Below are 22,300 nucleotides of genomic sequence, written 5' to 3'. Positions count from 1 at the left end.
AACCATGATACCCCTGACAAGCGAACTCGTGGCGATTGGCAAGACCGCGACCGACAAGGCCGATGCGATTGCGCAGGCGGTGGATTTGTTGACGGCAGCGGGCAAGATCGACCCGCGTTATGGTGCCAGCATGATGGGCCGCGAGGCCGTCGCCAATACGTTCTTGGGCAATGGAATCGCGATTCCGCATGGCCTGCCCAAAGACCGCGACCTGATCTTGGATACCGCCATTGCCGTGGTGCAATTGCCCGGCGGTGTGGAATGGGGGCCGGGCGACCGCGCGCGGCTGGTTGTGGCGATTGCCGCGAAATCTGATGAACACCTACAAGTGCTGAGCAACCTCACCGATGTGTTGGGGGATGAGGCAGAAGCCGAGCGTTTGGCGACCACCACCGATCCGGCGGTGATTGTCGCGCGGCTCACGGGGGCGGAAATGCCCGCCGCAGCGCCCCAGCCTGCGGTGGAAGATTTCGCCCAAGGCTTTGATGCCGTGGTCGATGGCGCGCATGGGCTGCACGCCCGCCCCGCCACCACGATTGTTGAAATTGCCAAAGGCTTTGATGCCGAGATCCGAGTGCGTCATGGCGCCAAGACCGGCAATGCAAAAAGCTTGATTTCCCTTCTGAACCTTGGCGCGGCGCAGGGCGCGGCTTTGCGCATCAGCGCCGAAGGCCCACAGGCAGAGGCGGCGCTGGCTGCACTGCAAGCGGCTTTCGCGGAAGGTTTGGAAAAGGAAGAAGACACCGGTGCGGCGGCCCCCGAAGCCACTGCGCCCGGTCTGACGGGGGCGATGGCCACCCAAAGCGCGTATGAGGGCCGTCTCCTCCCCGGCGTTTCCTCCTCGCCCGGTTTTGCCATCGCTCCCGTCTTTAAATTTGCCCGTGATGAAGTGACGTTTGCCGAGAATGGCGCGGATGCAGGCATCGAGCGGGCCGCGCTGGAAGCCGCGCTGAAAACCGCTTGGCATCAGTTAGAAGAGCTGCATGACGAGGTGTGGAAGAAATCTGGCCCCGCGCGGGCCGCGATCTTCCGCGCGCATCAGGAGTTCTTGGAAGACCCGGAAATGCGCGCCGCCGCTGAGGCGCTGATCGACCAAGGTCGCAGCGCGGCTTTTGCGTGGCATGCTGTTTACACCGAACGCGCCGATATGCTCGCCGCGATGAAAGACACGGTGCTTGCGGGCCGCGCGATTGATCTGCGCGATGCCGGGCTGCGCGTGTTGCAAGAACTGGGCGAAGTGAAAAGCGCCGAGGCGCATTTGCCCACCGCGCCGTGCATCCTTGTGGCGGATGATCTGACGCCGTCTGATACTGCGCGGCTTGACCCGGAACTGGTGCGAGGGCTTTGCACTGCGGCGGGCGGGCCGACCTCGCACACATCTATCATTGCGCGTTCGCTAGATATCCCCGCCGTGGTGGGGGCAGGGGCCGCAGTGCTTGATCTGCCCACCGGCACGCCTGCGCTTTTGGATGGGGCGGCGGGCGTTTTGGTTGCCGCGCCTTCTGAGGCAGACATCGCCCGTGCCAAGGCGGCGATGGAAGCTTTAGCTGCTGAGCGTGATGTGGAAGCGCGCGAGCGCTATAAGCCCGCGCTCAGCCCCGATGGCGCGCGCGTGGAAGTGGTCGCCAATATCTCTGACGTGGCCGAGGCCCATGCGGCGGTGGAAGCTGGGGCCGAAGGCGTGGGCCTGTTGCGCACCGAGTTTCTGTTTGTGAACCGCGAAGCCCCGCCGAGCGAAGACGAGCAAGTGGAGATTTATTCCGCCATGCTGGGCGCGATGAACGGCCTGCCGATCATCATCCGCACGCTCGATGTGGGCGGCGATAAGGAAATCCCCTATCTGCGCATGCCGGTCGAGGAAAACCCGTTCCTAGGCGAGCGCGGCATTCGTTTTTGCCTCTCGCATGAAGACATTTTCCGCACGCAACTGCGCGCGATCTTCCGGGCATCGGCGCATGGGCCGGTGCGGATCATGTTCCCGATGATTGCGATGGTCTCTGAGCTTGAGGCGGCCCTGCGCATTGCCGAAGAGGTGCGGGCAGAGGTGCGTGCCGCGCCCGTCGAAATGGGCATCATGATCGAGATCCCCTCGGCGGTGATGATGGCGCGCGAACTGGCCGAGAAGGTCGATTTCTTCTCAATCGGCACCAATGACCTCACCCAATACGCGCTGGCGATGGACCGGATGCACCCGGTTTTGGCCAAGCAAGCCGATGGTTTGCACCCGGCCGTGTTGCGGCTCATCGACCAAACCGTGCGTGCCGCCGATGCGGCGGGCATTTGGGTGGGCGCTTGTGGCGGCATCGCGGGCGACCCGCTGGGCGCGCGCATCCTTTCGGGCCTTGGCGTGCAGGAGTTGAGCGTCTCGATCCCCTCTGTGGCGGGTGTGAAAGCCGTGCTGCGCCGCGCGCCGATGGCGGAAAACCGCGCCTTGGCGGAACGCGCCTTGGCGGCGGCCGATGCCGCGACCGTGCGGGCGCTGGCGTAAGGAGGCGAAGATGCAGCCGACCATTGCCACTGTTTCGCTTAATTCCGCGATCGACCAGACCGTGACCGTGCCGCGCTTTACGGTGGATGCCGTGAACCGCGTCGAAGCGGTGCAGGTTGATGCGGGGGGCAAAGGGGTCAATGTGGCCTCCTTCCTTGCGCATTTTGGCCATGCCACGGCGGTGGCGGGGCTTTTGGGGCGCGAGAATGACGCGATCTTTGCGCGCCATTTTGAACAAGCGGGCATCCGCGATGCCTGCACACGCTGCGACGGCGCGACGCGGACCAATGTGAAAATCGTCGACCCGGTTTTGGATCAGGTGACCGATGTGAACCTGCCCGGTGTGCAGGCGGGGCCTGAGGAACTGGCTTCTGTTTCTGGCACCTTGGCGGGGTTGATGGCGCGGGGGCTCACTTGGGTGGGGCTTTGCGGCAGCTTGCCCGCAGGGCTTGGCGCAGACAGCTATGCGCGCTTGGCGCTGCAAGCTCGCGCGGGTGGCGTGAAGGTGGCGCTCGATACATCGGGCGCGCCGCTTGGGCCCGCTTTGGCGGCTTGCCCCGATATCGTCAAACCCAATGCCGAAGAGTTGGGCGCTTATCTTGGGCGCGAATTGACCACGCTTGCGGATGTGCAAAGCGCGGCGCGCGATCTGGTCGCGCAAGGCGTTGGGCTTGTGTCTGTTTCTATGGGGGCGGCTGGGGCCGTGCTGGTGCGCGGCGATGAGGCGGTGCACGCCCGTCCGCCGCGCATCACCGTAGCCTCTACCGTGGGCGCGGGCGATGCGATGGTCGCAGGCCTCATTCATGCCGCCACGCTCGGCCTTGATTTGGCCGAGATGGCGCGGATTGCCACCGCCTTTTCCTTGGGCGCGCTCGGTGAAATTGGCCCGCGCCTGCCCGCGATTGCGCGCATCGACGCGCTGGCGCGGGATGTTGAAATTACCGCGCTGGGCTGAGCCTGCGCGTCATTCGGGAGGATCCCATGTCGAAGATCGTTGCCGTGACGGCCTGCCCCACAGGCATCGCGCATACCCATATGGCAGCCGAAGCGCTGAGCGCCACCGCTGCGCAAAAAGGCCATGACATCCGCGTCGAGCGGCAAAGTTCGCAAGGCGTGCAAGACGCGTTGCAGCCCGCCGAGATCGCGGCCGCCGATGTTGTGGTGATTGCCGCCGATATTCATGTCGATGAGGCCCGCTTCACCGACAAACCCGTTTACCGGACCACGCCGAGCCGCGCCATCACCCAGACGGCGGCGCAGATCGACGCGGCCCTAGCCCTTGCAGGAGAGGAGAGCTCGCAAATGGCAAATCCAGCAACCCCCGGTACGTTGAAGGTGGTGGCGATCACCTCTTGCCCGACCGGTATTGCCCACACTTTCATGGCGGCGGACGCCCTGAAGAAAGCCGCCACCGCGCGCGGTTGGGAAATTGCGGTTGAAACGCAAGGCTCGGTTGGCTCGCAAAACACGCTGACCGATGAACAAGTTGCGGGCGCGGACCTCGTGGTGATCGCGGCCGATACCCATGTCGATGACGCCCGCTTTGGTGGTAAGAAGGTCTACAAAACCTCGGTTGGTGCGGCTGTGAAAGGCGCAGCCAAAGTGCTTGATGCGGCTGTGGCCGAAGGCGAAGTGCTGGGCCAAAACCTAGCTGATACGGTTGATGCGCTCAAAGCGAAACGTGCTGCGGCCCGCACCGGCCCCTATCAGCACCTGCTGACCGGCGTGTCTTACATGCTGCCGCTCGTTGTGGCGGGTGGTCTGCTGATCGCGCTTTCGTTCGTGTTCGGTATCAAAGCCTTTGAAGAAGAAGGCACGTTGGCGGCGGCGCTGATGTCGATTGGCGGCGGGGCCGCCTTCAAGCTGATGGTGCCGATCCTTGCGGGTTATATCGCCTATTCAATCGCCGACCGTCCCGGCCTGACGCCCGGCCTGATTGGCGGGATGCTCGCCGTGAACCTCAACGCCGGTTTCTTGGGCGGGATCGTTGCGGGCTTCTTGGCGGGCTATGTGGCGCGCTGGCTGCGCGACGCGATCAAGCTGCCGCGCACGCTCGAAGGGCTCAAACCCGTTTTGATTTTGCCGCTGCTCTCGACGCTGATCACGGGTCTGATCATGGTCTATGTGGTGGGCGAACCTGTCGCCGCGATCTTGGCCGCGATGACCTCGTTCCTGCAAGGGCTGGGCACGACCAATGCCGTGGTGCTGGGGCTGATCCTTGGCGGCATGATGGCCGTTGATATGGGCGGGCCGATCAACAAAGCCGCTTACACCTTTGCCGTGGGCCTTTTGACCTCTGACACCTATGCACCGATGGCCGCCGTGATGGCCGCTGGCATGACCCCGCCGCTTGGCCTTGCGCTTGCCACCTTGGTTGCGAAGAACCGCTTTGCGCCGGAAGAACGTGAAGCCGGTGGCGCTGCTGCGGTGCTGGGTCTGTCCTTCATCACCGAAGGTGCGATCCCCTTTGCCGCGAAAGACCCGGCGCGCGTGATCCCCTCGATCATCGTGGGCTCGGCTGTGGCGGGTGCGCTCTCGATGGTGCTTGGCTGCCAACTCATGGCCCCGCATGGCGGTATCTTCGTGCTCGCCATCCCGAATGCTGTGACCCATCTGGGTGCCTATGCGGCTTCGGTTCTGGCCGGCACGCTTGTCACCACGGGCATGTTGATCGTGCTGAAAAAACCGCTGCGGGACGGTGTCGCGGCAACCGCGTAAATCCTGCAAACCACTCACGAGACCAGACGGTCCTTAGGGCCAAGGACCAGACGGGCGGGGCGCGGCGCAAACTGCGCCCCGGCATGTGTCAAAGGTCTGAGAATCCCTCTAAAATCGCCGTTTTTTTGTGCGCCGACAAAGGGATAGCGGGGCGATTGGTCTCGCAACGATCTGTCGCAGGTGGGGTCCTGCGCAAAAGATTATTCTGGCAGATTACATTCTTACGTCTTCAGGCGGGGATTGGTAACATTCTTGTCATTCCGTAACCGCAACCCCGCCCCGCGTTCAGGTCTAACCTTTTGAATTTTCGCAATTATATTGAATGACCCTGGGTCAAGAATTCTTGCTTCACTGGTCTGTTTAAGTTACCAAAATGGTATCTGAAGGTCTTTCCCTCGAGTTCCTCAGAGCAGTCACTGCCACGATTGGCTCTTCGGCACGACCTTCCCCTCTCACCGACCGCTCAGGCCGTAACGGGCGCATGCCGCCCGGCTGGAAAGGACTGCCAAATGAATGCCTTCACCGATACTTCGATCAGCCCCTCCATGATCGATCCTTGGGAGGGCTTCTCGGCAGGGAACTGGCGCACGAGCATTGATGTGCGCGGCTTCATCCAAGAAAACTACACCCCGTTTGAAGGTGATGCCGGGTTCTTGGCGGGGCCGACGGCGCGGACCAAAAAACTCTGGGACGACATTGCGGCGCTTTTGAAGCTGGAGCGCGAAAAGGGCGTGCTGGATGTGTCGGCCGACCGCCCCTCGAGCATTACCGCGCATGATGCGGGCTATATCGACCGCGAGAATGAACTGATCGTTGGCTTGCAAACCGATGCACCGCTCAAACGCGCGATCATGCCCAATGGCGGGCTGCGGATGGTGGAAACGGGCCTTAAGGCCTATGGGTTTGAACCCGATGCGACCGTGTCCGAGATTTGGACGAAATACCGCAAGAGCCACAACCAAGGCGTCTTTGACACCTATTCTCCCGACATCCTCGCTGCGCGGAAATCGGGCATCATCACTGGGTTGCCCGATGCCTATGGCCGGGGCCGGATCATTGGCGACTATCGCCGCGTGGCGCTTTACGGCATCGACACGCTGAAAGCCGCGAAACTGGCCGAGTTCCGCGAACTTGATGATGCGGTCTTTGATGAAGACACGCTGCGCCTGCGCGAAGAACTGTCTGAGCAATTCCGCGCGCTGGAAGAGTTGCGCGAGATGGCGAAGAAATATGGCGTTGATCTTTCTGGCCCGGCCACCACGGCGCGCGAAGCGGTGCAGGCCACTTATTTTGGCTATCTGGCAGCGGTGAAGGAACAAAACGGTGCGGCCATGTCGATTGGCCGGATCTCCACGTTCCTTGATATCTACATCGAACGCGATTTTGCGGCGGGCCGTCTGGATGAAGTGGGCGCGCAAGAGTTGATCGACGATCTGGTGATCAAGCTGCGCATCATCCGCTTCCTGCGCACGCCCGATTATGACCAACTTTTCTCGGGCGACCCCACTTGGGTCACCGAAGCGATTGGCGGCATGGGCGAAGATGGCCGGACGCTGGTTTCCAAAACCTCGTTCCGCGTGCTGCAAACGCTCTACAACCTCGGCCCGGCGCCGGAACCGAACCTGACCGTGCTTTGGTCGGTCAACCTGCCGCGCGGCTTCAAAGATTTCTGCGCGAAAGTGTCGAAAGACACTTCGGCGATCCAATATGAAAACGACGATATCATGCGCCCGAAATGGAGCGATGATTACGGCATTGCCTGCTGTGTGTCGGCGATGCGGATCGGCAAGCAGATGCAGTTCTTCGGCGCGCGTGCCAACCTTGCCAAGGCGCTTCTTTACGCGATCAACGGCGGGGTGGACGAGAAATCGGGAGTTCAGGTTGCCAAGGGCCTGACCCCGATCAGCGCCGATGTGCTGGACTATGACGAAGTCGTTGCAAAGTTTGATCTGGCGATGGATTGGCTGGCGCGGACCTATGTCAAAGCGCTGAACGCAATCCACTACATGCACGACAAATACGCCTATGAGCGGATCGAAATGGCGCTGCATGACCGCGATATTCTGCGCACGATGGCGACCGGGATTGCCGGGCTGTCGATCGTTGCGGATTCGCTTTCGGCGATCAAAAACGCCAAGGTCAAAGTGATCCGCAACGAGGAAGGCTTGGCCGTCGATTTCGCGATTGAGGGGGATTACCCGGCCTTTGGCAATGATGATGACCGGGTGGATGACATCGCGGTCTGGGTTGCCGAAACCTTCATGAAAAAGGTCTCGGGCCAGCCCTATTTCTACCGCAACTCGGTGCCGACGCAGTCGATCCTGACGATCACCTCGAACGTGGTCTATGGCAAGAAAACCGGCAACACCCCCGATGGCCGCCGCGCAGGCGAGCCTTTCGCGCCGGGCGCCAACCCGATGAACGGGCGTGACAAGAAAGGTTTTGTGGCTGCGGGTGCTTCGGTCTCGAAACTGCCCTATGCCGCCGCGCTTGATGGGATTTCTTGGACCGCCAGCGCCACCCCCGGCGCGATGGGCCATACCGAGGCCGAGCAGGTGGCGAACCTTGCCAATTGCTTGGATGGTTTCTGTGCGGCTGAAGGCTTCCACGTCAACGTCAACATGTTGACGCGCGAAACGCTGGAAGACGCGATGGAGCACCCCGAAGCCTATCCGCAGCTCACCGTTCGCGTGTCGGGCTATGCGGTGAACTTCGTCAAGCTGAACCGTGCCCAGCAGCTTGACGTGATCAGCCGCACCTTCCACGCCAGCATGTAAGAGAGACGATGACTGCCCCCCTGCCGCAGACCCAATTCGAGCCGCCGCTTTGCGACCCGCATGATGCCGCGTGTCATGGCTTCTTGCACTCGCTCGAATCGGGGGCGGCGGTGGATGGCCCCGGCATGCGCTTTGTGTTCTTTTTGTCGGGCTGTCAGTTCCGGTGCCTTTACTGCCACAACCCCGATACGTGGAAGCTGCACAACGGGCGCCGGGTCTCGGTCGATGATCTTCTGGGCGAAGTGGGGCATCTGGCGCGGTTCTTGAAATTCGCGGGCGGGGTCACCTTTTCGGGCGGCGAGCCGATGATGCAGGCCGAATTCGTCAACGCGACCGCACGCGCGATCAAGGAAAAATATGGCCTGCATATCGCGCTAGATACGCAAGGCCATCTGCATGACCGTGTGGCAGATGATTGGTTCGACCCGATCGACCTTGTCATGCTTGATATCAAGCATATCGACCCCGCGCGCCATCAGGCGCTAACCGCGCAGGCGCTCCAACCGACGCTTGATTGTGCCGAGCGGATGGTGCGGCTCGGCAAGCAGATGCGTATCCGCTATGTGCTGGTGCCCGGCTGGACCGATGCCGCTGACGAGATCGCTCGGATGGCGGATTACGTTGCCGGGCTCGGCTCCTCGGTCGAGATGGTCGAGGTTCTGCCGTTCCACCAATTGGGCCAATCGAAATGGGCGCAGTTGGGGATGACCTACCATCTGGAAAACACCCCAACGCCAACGCCCGATGCGGCGGACGCGGCGCGCGAGATTTTTCGCGCACGCGGGCTCGCAGCCTGCTGAAGGCACCCTTTCGACAGTTTCGTAAACCGTGTGCGTAAGGCCCGGTTAGGATCACTTATGCGCCATGACTGACGGGAGAATTTCTGCGCGTCCATGCAGTTCTCCCCCCTGCGCGCCAAAGCGAAATTTGCGCCATTGGGTTCGATAAAGTTCCTTGGGGTAAGCTTTTTGAAAAAATATTGCGAAAATGAGCAAATTTGACTAAAGTTTAGGCATAAATGCGCGCCCACTGAAGTGTTTTAGAACAGCCATTCTGTGGAGCGCCAAGCCATGTCCAATGGTGAAATTGAATTTAATGCCGCCACCCTTCGTTTTGAAGCCGACCTCTATGAGGACCTCGAGGTCACGTCTGCGTTGCTAAAGCCGAGCGATGTCGCGGCCCCGGTTTTTGAGCTTCTCAGCACCACATCGCATGGTGTTCTAAAGATCGAAGGCGGTAAGTACACGTATACTCCGAGTGCAGATTACTACGGTGAAGATACATTTACGTATCGGGTTCTGGACGGTAGCGACGAAGCTGCGCGCTACACGATCTACCTGAATGTTGCCTCGGTGAATGACGCGCCGGAAACGTCGTCTGTCGCGCGCACGACGGCTGAAGAGGTTGCAATCTCTGGCCTGTTGACCGCCACGGATGTTGAAGGGAACGCTTTCAGTTTTGCCCTTGATCGAGCCCCCAGCAGCGGCACGGCGAGCATTTTAGCAGGTGGGAACTACACCTACACTCCGAATGAAAATTTTGTCGGGACAGACCGGTTCACCTACACTGTGTCCGATAGCGAGGGCGGCGTAACCTCGGCAGAGGTGACGGTCGAGGTTACCGGTATCAATGATGCCCCGACGAATGTGGGCACCGATTTGCTTGGCGATGCGGCGATGTTGCGTGGCGGCTCGGTTGGCCTTGATCTGTCGGGGATTGAACTGGCCGATGTGGATGCGACGAGCGCCTCGGTTGGGACGCTGACGCTGAACGCAACACCCGGCGCGGGAACGTTGAGCATTGGCGGTGATGCCTCAGCTCTGACGGTGACCGGCGATGGTTCTGAGGCGCTGATCCTTACAGGGACGCTTGCCGCCTTGAACAGTTTCCTGTCGCGAGCTGATGCGGTGATCTATACTGACACAAGTGGCACTGCGGGAACGATTTCGGCCAGCTACAGCGATGATGGTGCAAGCGGCTCAGGCGGGGCGCTTAGTGTCGATCTTGGTGGTTTGCAGGTTGCGTTTAACACGGCGCCGGTCGCGCCAGATACCAGCTTTGCCGTGAGCCGCAATGGTACGCTGAATGGCCAGCTTTTGGCATCTGATGTCGATCACGATACGCTCAACTTCGCCAAGGAAACCGGGCCCTCGCGTGGCACGCTGACCCTGCAGGCAGATGGTAGCTTTGACTATGTGCCCTATGCGGGTTTTTCCGGAACCGATAGCTTTACTTATACCGTGAGCGATGGGTTCTCGGTCGTCACGGCAACGGCGGTGGTGACCATTTCGGCGACCGCCACGCCCCCGACGGTGATCAATGAAACCGGTACAACAGATGAAGATGCGGCGCTTTCAGGGCGGCTTGATGCGTTTGATCCGAATGGTGGGACGCTGGCATTTGCATTGGCAGCAGGGGGCGCGCCGACACATGGCACGGTCGAGGTGTCGGCAGATGGTCACTATCGTTACACGCCGGACGCGGACTTTGATGGCGAAGACGGATTCACTTTTGTTGTAACCGGGGCGGCTGGCTTGCCGAGCTATGGGACGGCGACGATCACCGTACGCCCGGTGGAAGATGCGCCGGTGGTTCCGGCTGAGAGTTTCTCGCTGATTGAAGATGGCAGCCTTGCTGGGCAGCTGAGCGCGACGGATGCCGATGGGGATGTGCTGGTTTACAGCGTGACCACCCTGCCTAGTTTGGGCAGCCTTGAACTCAATCCCGACGGCAGCTTCATCTATACCCCGGACGCAAACGCCAATGGTATGGATAGCTTCAGCTATGAGGTCAGCGACGGGACAAGTACCATCCCGGGGACGGTCTCACTCACCATTGCGCCGCAAGATGATACCCCTGTGGCTGATGATCTAACCCTTGGTGGGCCGGAAGATACTGTCATCAACGGCCAGCTTACAGCGCAAGATGCGGATGGGGATGTGGTAACTTGGGAGCTGGCCGCTGGGTCGGAACCTGCCTTTGGGACGCTCAATCTGTCTGAGGATGGCAGCTTCACTTATACGCCGGATGCAAACGCGAACGGCACCGAAGTGCTGACCCTAACCGCGCGTGATGGGGCGCTTTCAGATACAGCTACGCTGACGATCCATGTCACCCCGGTCAATGATGCCCCCGTTGCCGTGGCTGACCCAGATCAGGAGATGCAGGAAGATAGCACCGCGGTCTTTGATTTTGCGGGCAATGACACCGATGTCGATGGCGACGCGCTGACGATCATCGCGGTGGAGGCGCTGCATGGTGTGGCAGAAATCACCGCGGATGGCCAAGTGCGCTACACGCCGGAGGCGGACTATTTCGGCCCCGAAGTGATCAGCTACACAATTTCTGACGGACAGGGTGGCACGGATACCAATAGCGTTCAGATCAATATCCTGTCGCGCCCGGAAATCATTTATGAGGGCACGGAGGGGGATGACACGTTCGAAATCCGCGGCACTGATGGGCGCATGGCGGGTTTTTACGGGGGAGGTGGCACCGATACGGTCGTCAACGCAGGGCGCATCTGGGACAAACTGAACCTGACCGGGACGGTTTTTGACAACATTGAAACGCTCGATGCCCAAAATGGTGTGATTGTTGTCGATCGCGATGGGGCGATGGACCTCTCTACCCTTGGCCAGTTGGTGAATGCCCGAAGGATCGAAGCGGACCGCGGCAACGAAACGATCACCGGGTCGCAGCAAGACGATGCGATCTGGGCGGATCGCGGCGACGATCAGGTGTTCGGTGCGGGCGGTGATGACCATCTCTATGGGGAGAAAGGTGCCGATACGCTGAGCGGCGGCGAAGGCGCCGACACGCTTGTTGGCGGCGAAGGGGCCGATGCTCTTGATGGCGGCGCGGGGGACGATCAGTTCCTTGTGGCTGGGTGTGACGGGCGGGACGACACGGTTTCTGGCGGTGCAGGTTATGACATCGTGCGCAATGCCAAGCGCGGCGGCTACCTCGACCTGACGGGCGCAAGCTTTGAAGGCGTGGAAGAGATCGACGCCCGTGGTGGTTGGATCCGTGTCAGCAATGGCGCGCTTGATTTGCGTAGCGTTGAGACGCTGCGTGATGTGCGTGGGATTCTCGGTACCCATCGCAATGAAGTCATTGGCGGATCGCGTGGGGATGATCTCATTGATGCCGGGCATGGCTGGGATGTGGTTTTAATCTCTGGTTCGGTGACGGATGCTTCGATCTCGAATATCGGTCGGGGGCGGGCGATCGTCGAAAGCCTCGAAGGGGGGCGCGACCAGCTTTATGGCGTCGAGGAACTGCGCTTTGATGACTACACCTTGTTCCTTGATGGGCGGGACAATCTGCCTTTCGGTGCGCCAGATGCCGTGACGATTGGCGAAGATGCCGCGCAGAGCTTTGCCGTTGATCAGTTCCTTGCCAATGATTTTGACATTGGCGGTGGGCCGATTGCGATTACCTGTGTCTCGGGCGGGACATGGGTCACCGCCGCGTTTGATGGCAGCGCGATCACGCTTAACCCCAACGGGGCCTTTGAGACACTGGGCGCGGGGCAAAGCGCAGAAGATACGATGACCTATCAGCTTTCGGATGCTGCGGGGCAGACTGTGTCGGTTGCGGTGACGGTCACTGTACTGGGCGCCAATGATGCACCGGTGGCAGTGGATGATCGGGCGGATCTGGCCGAAGGCACTTTGGCCTCAGGCAATTTGCTCACCAATGACACCGACATCGACACCGGTGATGCCCTGCAGATTGCGGGGCTCGAGGGGGGGACGACCACGGCCGAAGGGTTCACGCGCGGCTTTGCCTCGGGTGCCGTTTTGGACCTAGCTGCCGATGGCACTTTTACCTTCACCGCCGGACCGGGCTATCAAAGCCTTGGTGTGGGGCAAGAAGCTGTGGAAACCGTCACTTACACGGTGGCCGATGCACATGGCGCAACCAGCACTGCCACGCTGAGCCTGCATATTGCCGGATTGAACGATGCCCCGGACGCCGCCGATGACGATGGTTTCACCACCACCGCGCGCGGCAGCATCGAAGTGGCCGCGGATGGGGTTCTGTCCAATGACACAGATATTGATGCAGGCGATCAACTTGTCGTCTCTGGTGTGTCCGGTGGCGTGGAAGAAACCTTCTTCATTCTAGAAGCTGGCGTGCTTGTGGCGAGGCAGGGGTTCACCACCACGGGCAGCGCGGGGGGCACTTTCGCGCTCATGGCCGATGGCGCATGGCGGTTTGAGGCCGGGCAAGATTTCGATGATCTGGCCTTGGGGGAAAGCCGCCTCACCTCGATGGAATATACGGTTTCCGATGGCCATGGGGGCACGGACACTGCCGTGCTCAGCGTCCTTGTGACGCCTTCGAGCTACGGGAGTGAAAACGTTGATCCGGCCGATCTGCCCGATGAAAGCGAAATGACCCGGATTGCGATCTCGGGCACGTTCGAACAGATGGGTGGCGTCGATGTGCTGGGTGAGCTGTTCGCCCGGCTTGATGACAGTGTCGATTTTGATCTGGCGAGCTTGCTGGATATGGACCTGATCGACATTGATACCCGGATCCAAGTCAGTTATGGCCCAGATACGGGGTTGAACGTCGATATCACCGACAACAACCCCGATAGCACGGCAATGCTTTCTGGCTTTGGCGCGGAGTTGGATGCCGCTGCGGATTATCTTACAGGCTTTGCCAATCCGATCCTAACCGCGCCAATTACGCCGGTCTATTTCGGTCCGACGTTTGAGATTGATGCGACGATCATGGCGAAGCTCGGGTGGGATATTGATCTGCCCTCGCTTGGGCGCACGGCGATCTTCCAACCGATTGAGATTGATCTTTTGGTGCCCGATAGCCCGGTGCAGGCATGGCAGAATTTTGTGCTTTGGTCTGACAATCTGGTCTCGCTTTCGCCCACCACGGTGCTGCAAACCGTCGGCATTGGCGACATCACCATTGATGCGGGCTATGGGCTGACCGATTTGACCGTCTCCAACGTGGGGCTTTCGTTCGGGACGCAAGATTTCCTTGGATTGGATATTGATGGGCTGGCAGAAGGCTTTGTTGGCCTGAACCACGAGTTCAATCTGCTTGCGGCCTTGGGCGTTGACGAAGATGGCGCCGGTATGGTGTCGGAGATTTCGCTATCTTTCGAAGATGTGCTCGACGGGCTGATTGAGGCAGGGATTCCCGAGTTCTTCAAGCTCGTTTCGGATTTCGTCAATGATCCGTCCAGCGCCACGATCACGGCACTTGGCCGATACATTCAAAAGGCCGTTGGGATCGTCGCGAGCAATGCCGCCACGACTTACAACGTGGGCGGCGCAGAGTTGAAACCCTCTGAGTTGCAAGCCCTGAGTGACCGTGCGCGTTTCAATGATTTCGACATTTGGGATGCGGATGGGCGTGGGCTCTTCACGCTTGAAACGCCCGAGGGCGAGACGATTCATGTCACGGCGGATCTGGTCAATGTGGTGATCGAGACCACGGGGATTGATGGGGCCGTTGGTACTTTGCGCCAGCTGTTGACGGTGGATGGCTTCACACCCATCGAAGGTCTGACGCTGACCGCCGATCTGCCGATTGGCAACGTTGACGACATTGAGGGTTTCGTGAATGACGGCGAAGGCACCGTCGATACAACCGCTCGTGCAGGCACCAGCGAGATCGAGGTGACGCAGATCACCCGCTTGGCGGGTGTCAGCTTCGATTATGAAAAATTCGCTCCTGCGGTGGTGCGGATTGCGCTTGATAAAGCGACCGAGGCGGGGCTTGAAGCCGCGAAGGCGCAGCCCGAACTGATCCCGATCATTATTGGCGCGAATATCGCGGCCAATGCGGCTCTGATCATGTCCGAAGAGGCGCAGAAAACCGCCGAAGAAGGGTTCACTTTAAGCGCGGAAATCAAGCAGACCGAATTGGTTGCCGAACTCACCAATGGGGTTGGCGGTCTTTTGAACAGCGTCGCCGGTGCGATCAATGGCTCGCTCGGATTGTCTGGCAGCAATGCGATCCCGATGATCGCGGAAATCACGGCGGAGCAACTTGAGACCTCGCTCGATACGATCATTGATGGTTTTGCGCAGGACCTAGTGACCTTGTTGAAGGGAATCACTGGGGCTGCTTCGGAGGTGTTCGACTTCATTGCGAACGATCCGACCTCGCAGGCGATCATTGAGACGCTTGGTGGTATTGGGGACATCGCGGCCGCCGGGATGACGGGGATCATCAATACCTTGCGCTGGCTGGTGAATACAGCCGCTGATGTGTTCCATATCGATGTGGGGCTTAGCCCCGTCCTCAGCATCTTCGACAATCTCTTGGATATCGCCGAGGCTGGCCCAGAGGCCATTTCAAATATTGAAGTTTTCATCCGCGACATCGTCAAAGGTGCGCGTGATTACTTTGCCCAAGTTGGCGACGATATCGAACTCGGGATCAATACCTTTGCCGATTTCGTCAAAGATTTGGCGCGCGGGATTGACCTGCAACTGAGCACCGATTTCGATCTGATCGATTTCGTGATTGAGGCAGGTATCGACCTTGTACAGGTGGCGCGGTTCGACCCCGATGAGGTGCAGGTCACCTATATGATTGACGGCGTCGAGGTGACGGGCAGCTATGATGAAGCGGCGCAATTCTTGGCCGCCGGGGCTCCGGGCGATGTGCTCAATGGCGAGGTGGCCTATAGTTTCTCAGGCGCGGTAGATTACGATTATATCCTGCGGCTTGATATTGCTCCGACACTTGAATTGTACGGCTTTGATATTGCCGGTTCGCTTGGTGTTGGCGACGGATCTGCCAATTACGATCTGGATTTCGACTATGCCGCGATCAAGCTCACCGACGATTTCACGCTTGAAGATTTGGGCTCGCTGAACTTTGGCGAAGCCTTTGACGATGCTCTGCTTGAACTGCCCTTCGGCCTGTTTGAAGATGTGGCGAATGTGGTCGTCGATGAAATCCGCGAAAGCTTTGGCGAACTCGCCGGGCAGACGACCGACCTTGATTACAACGAAATCCGGCTCTTCACGCTTGAGGATGTTGAGATCGGCGCGGATCGTTTCACGCAGGTGGTCAGCAACTTCCAAGTGGAGATCGGCGGTGCGATTGATAGCACCGCACTGCGCTTCTCGGCCGCGCCGGGGCTGCAAGTCTCTGGTACTGCGCTGATTGATGCCCTGACCGAAGCGCTTGCGAAGGTTGAGGGCAGCGCTGCGAATATCGGGCGGCTGATGCCGCTTGACGGCGGTGGTGCGATGGCCGTTGGTGCCAACGGCACCGTTATCTTTGATGCAGAGGGGGATTTTGAGGCGCTAAATGAAGGGGAAGAAACGACCCAAACCTTCCGCTTCACGGTGACAGAGGCCGATGGTACGCCCGAGGTGCGCGAGGCAGAACTGACCATTGTCGGCGTGAATGACGCGCCGGTCGCGATTGCGGATGCCGCAACAATGGCCGAGGATGGTACGCTCTCCTTTGATCCGGCCGCGAATGACAGCGATGTTGATACCGCCGATGCCGGGCATCTGATCGTGGTGGCTGCAACTTGCCCCGACGGCGCTGTCGAGGTCAGCGCAGAGGGGCTGGTGACGTTCCGGCCCGCTGCCGATTTCAATGGGACGACCGTCATCACTTACACCGTGGCCGATCCGCAAGGGGCGACCGCCGAGGGAACAGCGACGGTCACCGTGACGCCGATAGGCGATATAGTGCGCGCCGCCGATGATGTGTTGACCGTGTCCGAAAACGGCACCGCCAGCCTTGATGTCACGTTGAATGACATTGAGGTGGACGGCGAAACGGTCACGATCACCGGGTTCACGCAGCCTAGTGCGGGGCAACTTACGCAGATTTCGTCGACCGAACTGGCCTTTGATCCGGATGGTGGCTTTGAATACCTCGCGGCGGGGGAAACGGTCGATGTGACCGCCGATGTACAGGTGTCTGACGGGGTGGATGGTGTTGTGACCTCGCGGCTCACGATCACTGTTGTCGGTGAAAACGATGCTCCCGTGGCCTCTGACGATCAGGTGCTGGTCGCCGAAGACGGCTCTGTGACCATTGATGTGCTTGCCAATGATACGGATGTTGATGGGGATGCGCTTACGGCAACCGTTGTGGCCGCTGCCGCGCATGGCACCGTCAGCGCGGGGCCGGGCGGCACGCTGATTTATCGGCCCGATGCCAATTACCATGGCGAAGACAGCTTCTCCTACGAGGTGTCGGATGGGCATGGTGGTACGGCGCAGGCGGTGGTGCAAATTACCGTTGACCCAGAACCTGAAGACACCGTGCAAGGTACAGCGGGCGATGATGTCTTCTCGCTGAACTATAGCGATGGCTTCTTGACCCTGTTTGAGGGCGTCGAAGGCTATGACCTGATCCAAAGCGCGCGCCGTCGGGGGGATTTGCTACTGGGTGAGGCGGAATTTGCCTCGATCGAGGAGCTTGACCTGCGGGGCGGCAGAATTCAGGTCAACCGTGATGGGTTCTTGGACCTTTCGAGCATTGGCCTTGTGCAGGGGGTTGCAGCGATCCTTGGGGATCGCGGTGATGAGAGCATCACCGGGTCGCAGCAAGATGATGCGATCTACGGCGGTTTTGGCGATGATGTTTTGGCCGGGATGGCGGGCGATGATCTGCTAGCGGGCGAACGCGGTTCCGACCAGTTGCTTGGCGGCTCTGGAAACGATTGGCTGGATGGCGGTTGGGACGATGACACCGTGATCGGCGGCGAGGGCGATGATACGTTGATCGGCTTCAATCGCGCTGCCGCAAATGACGTGCTTGACGGTGGCGCCGGTTGGGACGTGCTGCGCAACGATTGGCGTGGGAACTCCGTTACCTTTGATCATGCAACGATCACCGATATCGAGCGGCTCGAAATGCAGGGCGGGCGTATTGAACTTGCGCGCGATGGTGTGCTTGATCTTGCTTCCGTTCTTGAAACGGATGGTGTGATCCGTATTCGCGGTGATCGCGGTGCTGAAACGATCATTGGCACGCAAAGTGCGGATGAGATCGAAGCCGGAGAAGGCGCCGACTATGTCGATGGGCAGGGAGGAGATGATACCTTCTTCGCGGCGGGGACCGACCTGCGCGGTGATACGATCATCGGTGGCACGGGCTTTGACGTTGTGCAGAACGACGCCTCTTTCCGCTTCTGGTGGAATGATCTGAACATCACGGGCACGGTTTTCGAGGACGTGGAACTTCTTGCCGCGAATGGCGCGCGTCTGCTTGTTGACGCGGGCGGGAGTGCCGATCTGTCGACCTTGGCCGAGCTGCGCGATGTCCGCGGGATTTGGTTGAATTGGGGCGATGAAACCGTTGCTCTAAGCGTTGCCGATGACGTGGTCCATGGCGGTGACGGAACCGATACGGCTGTGGTCGCGGGTTCTGTTTTCGATACGGCGCTGACGCAGATCAATGCAAACACTTGGCGCTTGGATGGGCCTGGCGGCACCGACTGGCTGCATGACGTCGAAAGATTGGTCTTTGATGATCTGTCACTCTTCATTGATGGTACCAATAACGCGCCGGTGACACGTGCGGATGCTGCGCGTGTGTTGGCTGATGCGACGCTCGATATTGCGGACCTTTTGGTCAATGACCTTGATCCCGATGGCGATGCTTTGCATGTGATTTCGGTTTCGTCTGACGAAATCGGGGTGAGCTTGGCTGATGGCGTGGTGACGCTTGATCCCGAAGATCGCTTTGTCGCCTTGGGGGCAGGGGACGAACAACGCGTTTTGGTCACCTATGTGGTCGCCGATGAGGCGGGGGCCGAAGCCGAAGGGCAGCTTTGGGTGACCGTTGTCGGTGTGAATGATGCGCCGGTGGCTGGTGATGACAGCGACATGACGGACCAAAACATCGCGATCAGCGGGGATCTGTTGGCGAACGACACCGACCCGGATCTGGGGGATACGCTGTCCATCCAGGCGTTGAATGGAAATGTTGCGGCGATTGGTATGCCGGTCTTGTTGGCCTCGGGCGCACTCGTGGTGCTGCAGGCCGACGGCAGCTTTGCCTATGATCCTAATGGGGCCTTCGCCTGGCTTGGTGAAGGGGAGAGCGCCGAAGACAGCCTGAGCTACACTTTGGCCGATGCGCTTGGTGCAACGGCAGAGGGGGCCTTGCGCGTGGTCATTACCGGGGAGAATGATAATCCCGAAGATGGCGATGAAGGCTATGCGACAAGCGCGCACCGCACATTGAGCGTAGGGGCTGCAGCGGGGCTTTTGGCCAATGGCGCTGATCCGGACATGGGCGATTTGCCCGGTGTCGCAGCGGGGACTTTTGCAGGCAGCGCTGGAGGCATTTTCACCCTCAATACGGATGGCAGCTTCAGCTTTGCGCCGAACAATGCCTTTGGCGACCTCGCCCCCGGCGAAACCCGCGACACCGTTCTGAGCTATAGTGTGACGGATGGCCATGGCGGTATTGACACATCAACGGTGACGGTCACCGTCACGGGGGCCACCGCGCCCATCGAAATCACGGATCCGGTTGACTCTGTCATCACGCAAGTCAGCGGCACCTTCCGCCAATATGGCGGGGTCGATGTGGCGACCTATTTCATCGAGCAAATCGGGGCGATGGCCGGGATTGATCTGGATAGTCTGCTCGACTTTACGCTGATCGACATCAACAAGCTCTTCACGCTGTCGATTGACGCCGATGGCAACCTGACCTTCGATGTTGAAGATGTCGATCCGCCCAATGGCGCGCTCGAAGATTTCTCGCAAACGGTGATTGATGGTGTGGCCGAGGCTGCCAGCTTTGTGGATCAGTTCTTGCCACTGGATCTGGGGCCGCTGACCTTCACCCCGGTCTTTGACGCGCAATTGGGGCTGGACCTTGAGTTCGGCTGGGATATCGACCTGCCGACGCTTGGTAAGACCAATATCAGCCAGCCGGTGACGCTTGAACTGAGCACGCCCGAAGAAGCGGCCGAAGGTGTTGCCGTGCGGCTATCCTCGGGCAATCTGGTCAGCCAATCGCCAACCACGACGACCGAGGGGATTGGGCTTGGCCGTTTTGCGGTGCAAGCGGGCTTTGCTCTGCCCAATACGCAGATCAGCAATATCGGTCTGTCGCTCGCGTCCAGCGATTTCCTTGATCTCGATCTTGATGGGGTTGTGTCGGGGGCGCTGTCGCTTGATCGCACCTTCGATCTGGGGGAATCGCTCGAAACAGTGAAAGAATTCCTGCTCGACAGCCTTGAAACGATCATGGAAGCAAGCGGCGTCGAACTGCCGGTCGATATCAACAAAATCGCCAGCACGCTGTTGGCGCTCGATATCGGCAATATGATCGAGGGGTTGTTCTCTGGCGATGTGGACTTTGCCCCCTTGCTGAGCGCTATCGACAGCGGGGATGCTGCCAAAGTCTTTGACGAGACTTTGAACCTGATTACGACACTGTCTGAAAATGGCGAAAATGTCGGGGACGACATCGCTATCGCAGGGGCTACGGCCAGTGCGCGCGATATCTGGAACCTTGGTCGCCGCGCGATGTTCAATGAGTTTGACGACTATCGCGACGATGGCGCCGGGGTCTTTATCCTCAGCGACGAAGATGGCGAACCTGTGGAGGTCACCGCTGAAGCTGTCTTTGGTGTGATTGATGCCAAAGAACTTGACGTGAAAGCCGATACGCTGGTGTCGATCCTAAGTGGTACCGGTATTTCCCCGATTGAAGGAATTTCGGTTGCCGTCGCTGCGCCGATCGGAAATGCCGAGCAAATCGAGGGCTTTGCTGACACGGCAGATGGGCGTGACACCGATGACCGTGATGGTCTGCAACAGATCGAAGTGCGGCAGGTCACACGGTTGATTGATGTCGATGTTGACCTCGAGGGCGTTCAAGAAGGGATCATGGATTTCTTCGTGAAGGCGATCATGGGTGTGTCCGACGTGACAGGAACAGGCGCCGGAACGACGATGAGCCCGGCGCAGTCCTTGCTCACCTCAATGGCGATGCAACGGGAATACATGGCCACACTGGAAGATGGCTTCCGCTGGGATGTTGCCGTGCAGCCAGCGGAATTGGTGACCGCCACGGTGAACGGGCTTTTTGATGGGATCAACGCCTTTGGTGAAACCATCGATTCCGTGATCCCGGGCAATATCTACACGCCGCTGACGCATCTTTCGACCGATCAGACGCTGGATACGATCGACGCGATCATTGACGCCGCGCAGCAGGCTTTGGGCGGTGCCTTCGACGTGATTGAAACTTTGCTTGCGGCTCCGGCGCAGGTTGTCCGTGAATTTGTTTCCGACCTGCTGGAAGCAGCCGAATCGGGCATAGATAGCGTTCTTGAGGTTGTTAAAGGGATCTTGCAAGGTGCAGGCAGCACGATCGAAGGGCTGATAAAGGTTCTTGAAGGCGTGCCACATATTGCGGTCGCTGGGCCGTTCCTTGAATGGGCTGTTGCTGGTCCGCTGGCGCTGCTTAAAAGCGTGGATTCGGCAATAGATTCGCTGCAAACAGGCGTGTCGTCGCTGCGTGAGTTTATCGAAGATGTTACGGGTTTTGTGAATGATTTGTTAGGCTTCGATGTCGGAAGATTTGTCGATACAGCGCTTTCGGATATCGGCGGCTTCTTGAAAGACGTGGCCCATGGCGCCGAGATGAATATGGAGCTTGGCTTTGATCTGTTCACGGCAGAGCTTTCGGCAGGGCTGGAGCTGATCCAGATCGCGAAATTTGATCCGGATGAAGTGACCGTGACCTATACCTTGGGCGATGTGAGCACCGAAGCCGCTTTGGGCGAGGAAGTCACACTCGCGCCGAGCGGTGTTGCTGGCGATACGGTTGCGGGGACGGCCGAATATCACTTCTCGGGCGATGTAGATTATGAATATCGCCTGAAACTGGATATCGATCCGAACTTCACCTTCCTTGGTGTCGATCTGTCGGGGGCCTTTACCGTTGGCGAAGATGGCAGGACGGTAGAATTCTCGACCGAATATGCCCTTGCCGCGCTGGGCGAGCATGAATTGAATGAGGATGGCTCGCTGGATGTGACGTCGCTGTTCGATGAGGCGCTGATCGAATTGCCCTTCGATTTCGCGGCCGAGATCGTTCAGGAAGTGGCCACCAATATCGTAAACAACCTCAATCTGCCGGGCGGCATGGGCTTTGATGAGGATGAGTTCATTCTGTTCCAACTCGATGATATCGAGATTCCGGAAGAGGAATTCACCACCATCATCACCCCGTTCGAGATTGATATTATCTGACGTTGGTCAGTGTCTTGGTGCTTTGGGGGCGCGGGTTTCGGGACCTGCGCCCCAATTTTGTGCGATTGCCTGCTTGA

6 protein-coding genes are annotated in these 22,300 nt (G+C 59.4%); all 6 read left to right on the top strand.

Going from position 1 to position 22,300, the window contains the following annotated elements; genetic code table 11:
* The first annotated feature begins 4 nt into the window (after positions 1–4).
* The 6 genes from ptsP (at position 5) to BW967_RS10200 (ending at position 22,223) form a co-directional block, all read left to right on the top strand.
* Positions 5–2,488: a phosphoenolpyruvate--protein phosphotransferase gene (gene ptsP, locus BW967_RS10225; protein ID WP_076484967.1), complete on the top strand. Its 2,484-nt coding sequence runs from the start codon at positions 5–7 to the stop codon at positions 2,486–2,488.
* 10 nt (positions 2,489–2,498) lie between these two features.
* Complete coding sequence (pfkB, locus tag BW967_RS10220) at positions 2,499–3,443, top strand: 1-phosphofructokinase (protein ID WP_076484966.1); 945 nt, start codon at positions 2,499–2,501, stop codon at positions 3,441–3,443.
* A 26-nt stretch (positions 3,444–3,469) separates the two neighbouring features.
* Positions 3,470–5,206, top strand: a complete 1,737-nt coding sequence (locus BW967_RS10215) for a PTS fructose-like transporter subunit IIB (RefSeq protein WP_076484965.1) — start codon at positions 3,470–3,472, stop codon at positions 5,204–5,206.
* A 509-nt stretch (positions 5,207–5,715) separates the two neighbouring features.
* Positions 5,716–7,983 carry a formate C-acetyltransferase gene (pflB, locus tag BW967_RS10210; RefSeq protein ID WP_083952128.1) on the top strand — a complete coding sequence of 756 codons (2,268 nt, stop codon included), beginning with the start codon at positions 5,716–5,718 and terminating at the stop codon, positions 7,981–7,983.
* A gap of 8 nt (positions 7,984–7,991) precedes the next feature.
* Positions 7,992–8,783, top strand: coding sequence for a pyruvate formate-lyase-activating protein (pflA, locus tag BW967_RS10205; protein ID WP_076484964.1), 792 nt, complete (start codon positions 7,992–7,994; stop codon positions 8,781–8,783).
* 270 nt (positions 8,784–9,053) lie between these two features.
* Entirely contained in the window at positions 9,054–22,223 is a 13,170-nt protein-coding gene (locus BW967_RS10200) for an Ig-like domain-containing protein (RefSeq protein ID WP_076484963.1), read from the top strand.
* Positions 22,224–22,300: the final 77 nt, after the last annotated feature.

Origin of the sequence: Rhodobacter aestuarii (genome assembly GCF_900156655.1) — a bacterium.
In the GTDB taxonomy this organism is placed as follows: Bacteria; Pseudomonadota; Alphaproteobacteria; order Rhodobacterales; family Rhodobacteraceae; genus Rhodobacter; species Rhodobacter aestuarii.
This window is presented reverse-complemented; position numbering and strand designations above follow the sequence as displayed.